At 71.6% G+C, this 5,916-nt stretch carries 6 protein-coding genes; 1 reads left to right on the forward strand and 5 read right to left on the reverse strand.

All coding sequences use genetic code 11. The annotated features are described in order from the left end of the window. Positions 1 to 67: 67 nt before the first annotated feature. From ACFWGJ_RS40905 to ACFWGJ_RS40915, 3 genes are all read right to left on the reverse strand, one after another. A complete protein-coding gene (locus tag ACFWGJ_RS40905; protein ID WP_387334037.1) occupies positions 68 to 1,354 on the reverse strand; it encodes an LCP family protein in 1,287 nt (428 codons plus the stop codon). 288 nt (positions 1,355 to 1,642) lie between these two features. Next, complete coding sequence (locus ACFWGJ_RS40910; RefSeq protein ID WP_387334038.1) at positions 1,643 to 2,575, reverse strand: M56 family metallopeptidase; 933 nt, start codon at positions 2,573 to 2,575, stop codon at positions 1,643 to 1,645. 6 nt (positions 2,576 to 2,581) lie between these two features. Further along, complete coding sequence (locus ACFWGJ_RS40915) at positions 2,582 to 2,971, reverse strand: BlaI/MecI/CopY family transcriptional regulator (RefSeq protein WP_387334039.1); 390 nt, start codon at positions 2,969 to 2,971, stop codon at positions 2,582 to 2,584. 241 nt (positions 2,972 to 3,212) lie between these two features. Between ACFWGJ_RS40915 and ACFWGJ_RS40920 the strand changes: the two genes are divergently transcribed. Continuing rightward, positions 3,213 to 3,788, forward strand: coding sequence for a TerD family protein (locus ACFWGJ_RS40920; RefSeq protein ID WP_387334040.1), 576 nt, complete (start codon positions 3,213 to 3,215; stop codon positions 3,786 to 3,788). A gap of 124 nt (positions 3,789 to 3,912) precedes the next feature. Here the strand turns inward: ACFWGJ_RS40920 and msrB are convergent, their stop codons facing one another. Then, positions 3,913 to 4,320: a peptide-methionine (R)-S-oxide reductase MsrB gene (gene msrB / locus ACFWGJ_RS40925; RefSeq protein ID WP_366785759.1), complete on the reverse strand. Its 408-nt coding sequence runs from the start codon at positions 4,318 to 4,320 to the stop codon at positions 3,913 to 3,915. A 29-nt stretch (positions 4,321 to 4,349) separates the two neighbouring features. Beyond that, positions 4,350 to 5,750 (reverse strand): UDP-N-acetylmuramate--L-alanine ligase, encoded by a 1,401-nt coding sequence (gene murC / locus ACFWGJ_RS40930; protein WP_387334041.1) that lies wholly within the window; start codon positions 5,748 to 5,750, stop codon positions 4,350 to 4,352. Positions 5,751 to 5,916: the final 166 nt, after the last annotated feature.

A 5,916-nucleotide genomic window follows, 5' to 3' on the forward strand; every position in this document is an offset into this window, starting at 1 on the left:
CAGCCTCGGCCGCCCCGCCCGATCCGCATGTTCCGCCCGTACCGCGTGTTCCGCATGTGCCGGCAGGTCACAGGATGCCGTCCGGGTCGAGGCCGGTTCCCACCGTCAGGGTCACCACGCCCGCGGCGGTGTCCGACCCCTGCGCGGCCCGCGTGTCGGGCAGCCGGGAGGCGAGCACCTTCGCCTGCGCGCCCATCCCCTGCGGATAGGTGGCCGTGGTGGCGCGGGTCGTCTCCGGGGCGTTGCCCGTGCCGACGACGGTGAACCCGGCCAGGCGCAGTTTCGCGGCGACGACGGCGGCCCGCCCCGAGACGCCGGTGCCGTTGAGGACCTGGACGCGGACACCGGACGCGTATATCAAGTCGTCCTTGGCCTCGGCCTGCAGTGCCTTCTTGTCGACCTCCTTGTCCTTGGCCAGGGAGGTGAACAGGTCGTCGGCCTGCGGGTACTGCCACACGACGTTGGCCTTGTCGGCGGCCACGTCCGCCTCACGCGGGTAGTTGGGCACGGTGAGGAAGGTCAGCTTCTTGCTGGGGATGCCCTTCAGTTCGGACGCCAGACCGTACAGCGGCTTGATGCCGGCCAGGTCCTCGTCCGTGGTCAGGGACTTCGTGGCGGACTGCAGGAAGTCGTACAGCGAGGTCGGGCTGGTCAGCTTCGACTGCGCCTTCTGGGCCAGCGCCTCCATGAACTCCTGCTGCCGGCCGATGCGTCCGAGGTCGGACCCGTCGCCGACGCTGTACCGCGCGCGTACGTAGCCGAGCGCCTCCTCGTCCTTGACGGTCTGGCAGCCGGCCTCCAGGTCCAGGTGGGCCTTCTCGTCGTGGATGGCCTCCTCGGGGCAGACCTCGATGCCGTCCAGGGCGTTGACCATGCCCTTGAAGCCCTGGAAGTCGACGGACATGAAGTGGTCGATCCGCAGTCCGGTGTTCGCCTCGACCGTCTTGATGGTGCAGGCGGCGGCTCCCGCGACCTCGCCGCCGGTACCGCCGATCGCGAACGCCTCGTTGATCTTGGCGTGGTGCGGGGCGGAGGTGCTGTCGTCGCCCTTCTCGCACGCGGATATCTGCACCCAGGAGTCGCGCGGGAAGGACACCACGGTCGCCCATTTCCGGTTGGCCGGGACGTGCATCACCATCAGGGTGTCGGACTGCATGGTGGTCAGGCCCTTGCCGTACTTCCCGTTGTCCCCGTCCCGGCTGTCCGAGCCGACGACGAGGATGTTCTTCGAGCCCGGACTGAGGTTCTCGGGACGGTCCCCGCCGAGCTTGTTGTCGATGTCGGCCGCGCCGATGTTGCCGTTCAGGTCCTGGTACACCCAGGCGCCGACCCCGGCCGTGGCGAGCACGAGCACCGCGAACGCCCCCGCCGTCCACGCGACGATCTTTCCCCGCCGCGTCAGTCTCGTCGGCCGCGCCGCACGTGCCCCCCGGCCCGGCCTGCTTCCGGCCGGAGCATGCCGCCGCTGTCCCCTACCGCCCACAGGCGCCCCTTTCCCCGCGCTCGGCCTCCATCCGGCCGGCCCCTGACTCACGAGCGCTCAGCGCCCCCGTACTCCGATCGGCGAAACTCTACATTCATGTAGAGATACGGGCGGGAGGCGGGTACGACTCACCCCGCCGGCCGACCGCCCGGCCCCTGCTCACAACGGCGTCGCCGCGTGCAGGATGAGGACCATCGTCACCGCGGAGTTCGCGGAGGACAGCGCGGACACCGCGGTCCCGGCCGCCGCGCCCCAGGCGGCGAGGCCCACCGTGGTGAACACCGACGGCCAGGTGCGCGGCACGGGCGCGGGGCCGAGCAGCGCGGCGACCCGGCGCGGCACCGGGCCCGGCGCGGCCAGGCCCGCGAGCGTGGGCACCGGGGTGCCGCGGGAGACCAGGGCGGCCTTGCCGATCGCGCAGGCCACGGCCCGGCGGCTGCCGACCACCTGGGCGGCCTCCTCGTCGGCCCACCGTTCCGTCGTGTAGGACACGGCCGTGCACAGCGGGCGCAGGAACGGATTGGCGCGCGCGGCCAGTTGGGCGGCGAGCAGGAACCTGTGGTGCCGGGCGGCCAGATGGGCCCGCTCATGGGCGAACAGGGCGCGCCGCTCGGCCGGTTCGAGGCAGGAGAGGAGCGCGGTGGTCACCACCACCCGGTCCCGCCGCCCGCCGGGGAGGGCGTACGCGTACGGCACCTCGTCGGGCAGGACGGCCACCTCGGTGGCGGGCAGGTCGGCGAGCGCCAGATGGGCGTTCCGGCGGACCCGCCGGTGCCGTCGCAGTGTACGTCCGCAGACCAGCAGCACCGCGAGGAGCGCCGGGATGGCCAGCTTGCCGGCGATCTCGTCGTACGGGACGGCCTCGCGCACCTCGGGATCCGACCAGCCGTCGGGCAGCGGGTTGCCGGGCAGCTGCGCCGTGCCGACCACCATCAGCAGCCCCAGGCACACCGTGCTGCACACCGCCATCACCACGGCGAGGCCGGTCAGCAGCCGGGTGGCGGTCCGCGGGTACAGCCGCTGCTCGGCGAGCCGGGCGATCGGCCACGCCGTCAACGGCAGGACCAGCGGCAGAAAGACGAACACCCCCATGAGGCTTCAGTCTTCCCTCTCCGCCTCGGGGTGGGCCAGCAGTTCACGCAACAGCCGCTCGTCGTTCGGCTCCAGGGACGTGACGAAGCTCGCGAGTACGGCCTCCCGGTCGCGTTCGCCGTCCAGGACCCGGCGCATCCGGCGGGCGGCAAGACCCGCCTCGTCCGAGGCCGGGGTCCACACGAAGGACCGGCCGACGCGCTCCCGGGTCACCGCACCCTTGGCCAGCAGCCGGGTCAGGATCGTGATGACGGTCGTGTAGGCGAGATCCCCGCCGAGGCGCTCCTGCACCCAGCCCGCCGTCGCGGGCACCTCCGCCGTACGCAGGGCCGCCAGGATCTGCGCCTCCAGCTCGCCCTGCCCCCGCCGCGGGGGACGCTGCCGCTGGTCCGTCACGCCCGGCCTCCCTTCCGCCGACTCCGAAACACGGGCGTCCCATCGTATCGACGCCGGAGGCCCGCCCATGACGACCACGCCCGCGGCGGGACCCGACCGGCACGGCACGGCGGGGCCGTGACGGATACGCCCCCCTTCCCCTTTTTCTACAGTGTTGTAGATTTTATGTCGGGGGCCCGGCCGGACCCCCGACCCGCACGCATCGAGCACACTTCGAGCACGCTTCGAGAAGGAGTACGCAGTGGGAGTTTCCCTGTCCAAAGGCGGCAACGTCTCGCTCAGCAAGGAGGCGCCGGGCCTGACCGCCGTACTCATCGGCCTCGGCTGGGACGTACGGACCACGACCGGCGCCGACTACGACCTCGACGCCTCGGCCCTGCTGCTCGACGCCTCCGGCAAGGTCCTGTCCGACCAGCACTTCATCTTCTACAACAACCTCAAGAGCCCCGACGGCTCGGTCGAGCACACCGGTGACAACCTCACCGGTGAGGGCGAGGGCGACGACGAGTCCGTCAAGGTGAACCTCGCGGGCGTACCGGCCGAGGTCGACCGGATCGTCTTCCCGGTCTCCATCCACGACGCGCAGGCCCGCGGGCAGAGCTTCGGACAGGTCCGGGGCGCCTTCATCCGCGTCGTCAACCAGGCCGGCGGCGCCGAGATCGCCCGCTACGACCTGTCCGAGGACGCCGCCACCGAAACGGCGATGGTCTTCGGCGAGCTCTACCGCCACGGCACGGAGTGGAAGTTCCGCGCGGTCGGCCAGGGCTACGCCTCCGGCCTCGCGGGCATCGCAGCGGACTTCGGCGTCAACGTCTGACGAAACACCGACGCCCGCCCCGAACCGCCCGCCCCCGGGCCTGATCCCCGGGGGCGGGCCCGGTGCACCCGCCTCCAGGAGCGGCTGGCCACGAGGCTCGACGCATGAGCCTCGTGCGCTCTCGTCAGCCCTCGGTCGGCGTCAGCCGCAGCGAGATGCTGTTGATGCAGTACCGCTGGTCGGTCGGCGTCGGATAGCCCTCACCCTCGAAGACGTGTCCGAGGTGCGATCCGCACCGGGAGCAGCGGACCTCGGTCCGCGACATCCCGTGGGAGCGGTCCTCGATCAGCTCGACCGCGTCGGAGTCCTTCGGGTCGTAGAAGGACGGCCAGCCGCAGTGCGACTCGAACTTCTCCGTGGAGGTGAAGAGCTCGGCTCCGCACGCCCGACAGGAGTAGACGCCCTTCGTCTTGGTGTCGGTGTACTCGCCGCGGAACGCCGGCTCCGTGCCGGCCTGGCGCAGGACGGTGTACTCGGCCGGGCTCAGCTCCGCACGCCACTGCTCGTCCGGCTTCTCGATGTCGTACGACATGAAAGCTCAACCCCTCTACTCAGGTACCGCTACTTCGACAGGCGGGTCAGGATCTCGGGTCCGAGGTCCGTCACGTCTCCCGCGCCCATGGTGAGAACGAGATCACCGGGCTTCGCCATTCCCGCCACGATCGCGGGCACCTGTGACTTGTCGTGCACCGGTGTCACGTCCGCGTCCGCCGCCCACGCCGCCTCGATGATCAGCTCGCTCGTCACCCCGGGGACCGGGTCCTCGCGGGCCGGATAGATGTCCAGGACCAGCGAGGCGTCCGCCAGGGCCAGGGCCTGGCCCATCTCCTTGCCCAGTTCCTGGGTGCGCGAGAAGAGGTGGGGCTGGAAGACGACCAGGATGCGGGAGTCGCCGGCCGCCGCGCGCATCGCCTCCAGGTCCGCGGTCATCTCGGTGGGGTGGTGCGCGTACGAGTCGATGACCTGCACGCCCGCCTCCTCGCCCTTGAGCTGCAGGCGCCGCTTCACTCCCGTGTACGAGGCGAGGGCGGGGGCCAGCTCGGCCGCGGGGATGCCCAGGGCCACGCCCGCCGCCAGGGCCGCCACCGCGTTGTGCGCGTAGTGGCGGCCGGGCACCGAGACGGTGAAGGTGAGCTCGGAGCCGTGCAGCGCGACGGTCACCTCGCTCTTCAGGCCCTGCGGGACCACGGACAGCACGCGTACGTCGGCGTCCTTCGACTCGCCGTACGTCACCACCTCGATGGTGTCCCTGATGGCGTCCGGCAGCCGCCGGGTCAGTTCGCGGGCGCCCTCCTGGTCGGCGGCGATCACCAGGGTGCCGCCCGGCACGATCTTGCCGGCGAACGTCTCGAAGGACTCGTAGATCTCGTCCATGGACGCGTAGTTGGCGTGGTGGTCCAGCTCCACGTTCAGCACGATCGCCACCTCGGGCGCGTACTTGTGGAAGCTGCGGTCCGATTCATCCGCCTCGGCGACGAAGATGTCGCCGTCGCCGTGCAGGGCGTTGGAGCCGGGGACGTCGAGGTCGCCGCCGATCGCGTACGACGGGTCCAGGCCCAGCGTCGACAGGGAGACCGCCAGCATCGACGTCGTGGTCGTCTTGCCGTGCGTGCCGGCCACCGCGATGGGCCGCAGGCCGTCCATCAGGCGGGCGAGGGCGTCCGAGCGGTGCACGACCGGGATGCCCAGCTCTGCGGCGCGGGCCAGCTCCGGGTTGTCCGCGCGGATCGCCGAGGAGACGACCACGCAGGTGGCGTCCGCCGCGAGGTGGTCCGCGGCGTGGCCGATGTGGACGGTGGCGCCCTGCGCGCGCAGGGCCTCGGCGGTCGCGGAGTCCTTCGCGTCGCTGCCCGCCACCGCGGCCCCGCGCTGCGCGAGGATCTTCGCGATCCCCGACATCCCGGCGCCGCCGATGCCGATGAAGTGCGGTCGATCCATGGCGGTAGGAAGGCCGGGTGCCATACGTGTTTCTCCCAGGATGCGGCTGTGACGATGAGCGCCCCCACCCTATTCGCTACGCCCGCCCGAGGCGGGGGCCGGTCGCGCCGTTCCCCGCGCCCGTCAGAGCCAAAAGACTGCGCCGTTCCCCGCGCCCCTGAGTGGGACGGGGCGAAGCCCCTCCCCGAGG

The organism is Streptomyces sp. NPDC060205 (assembly GCF_042728395.1).
Classification (GTDB): Bacteria; Actinomycetota; Actinomycetes; order Streptomycetales; family Streptomycetaceae; genus Streptomyces.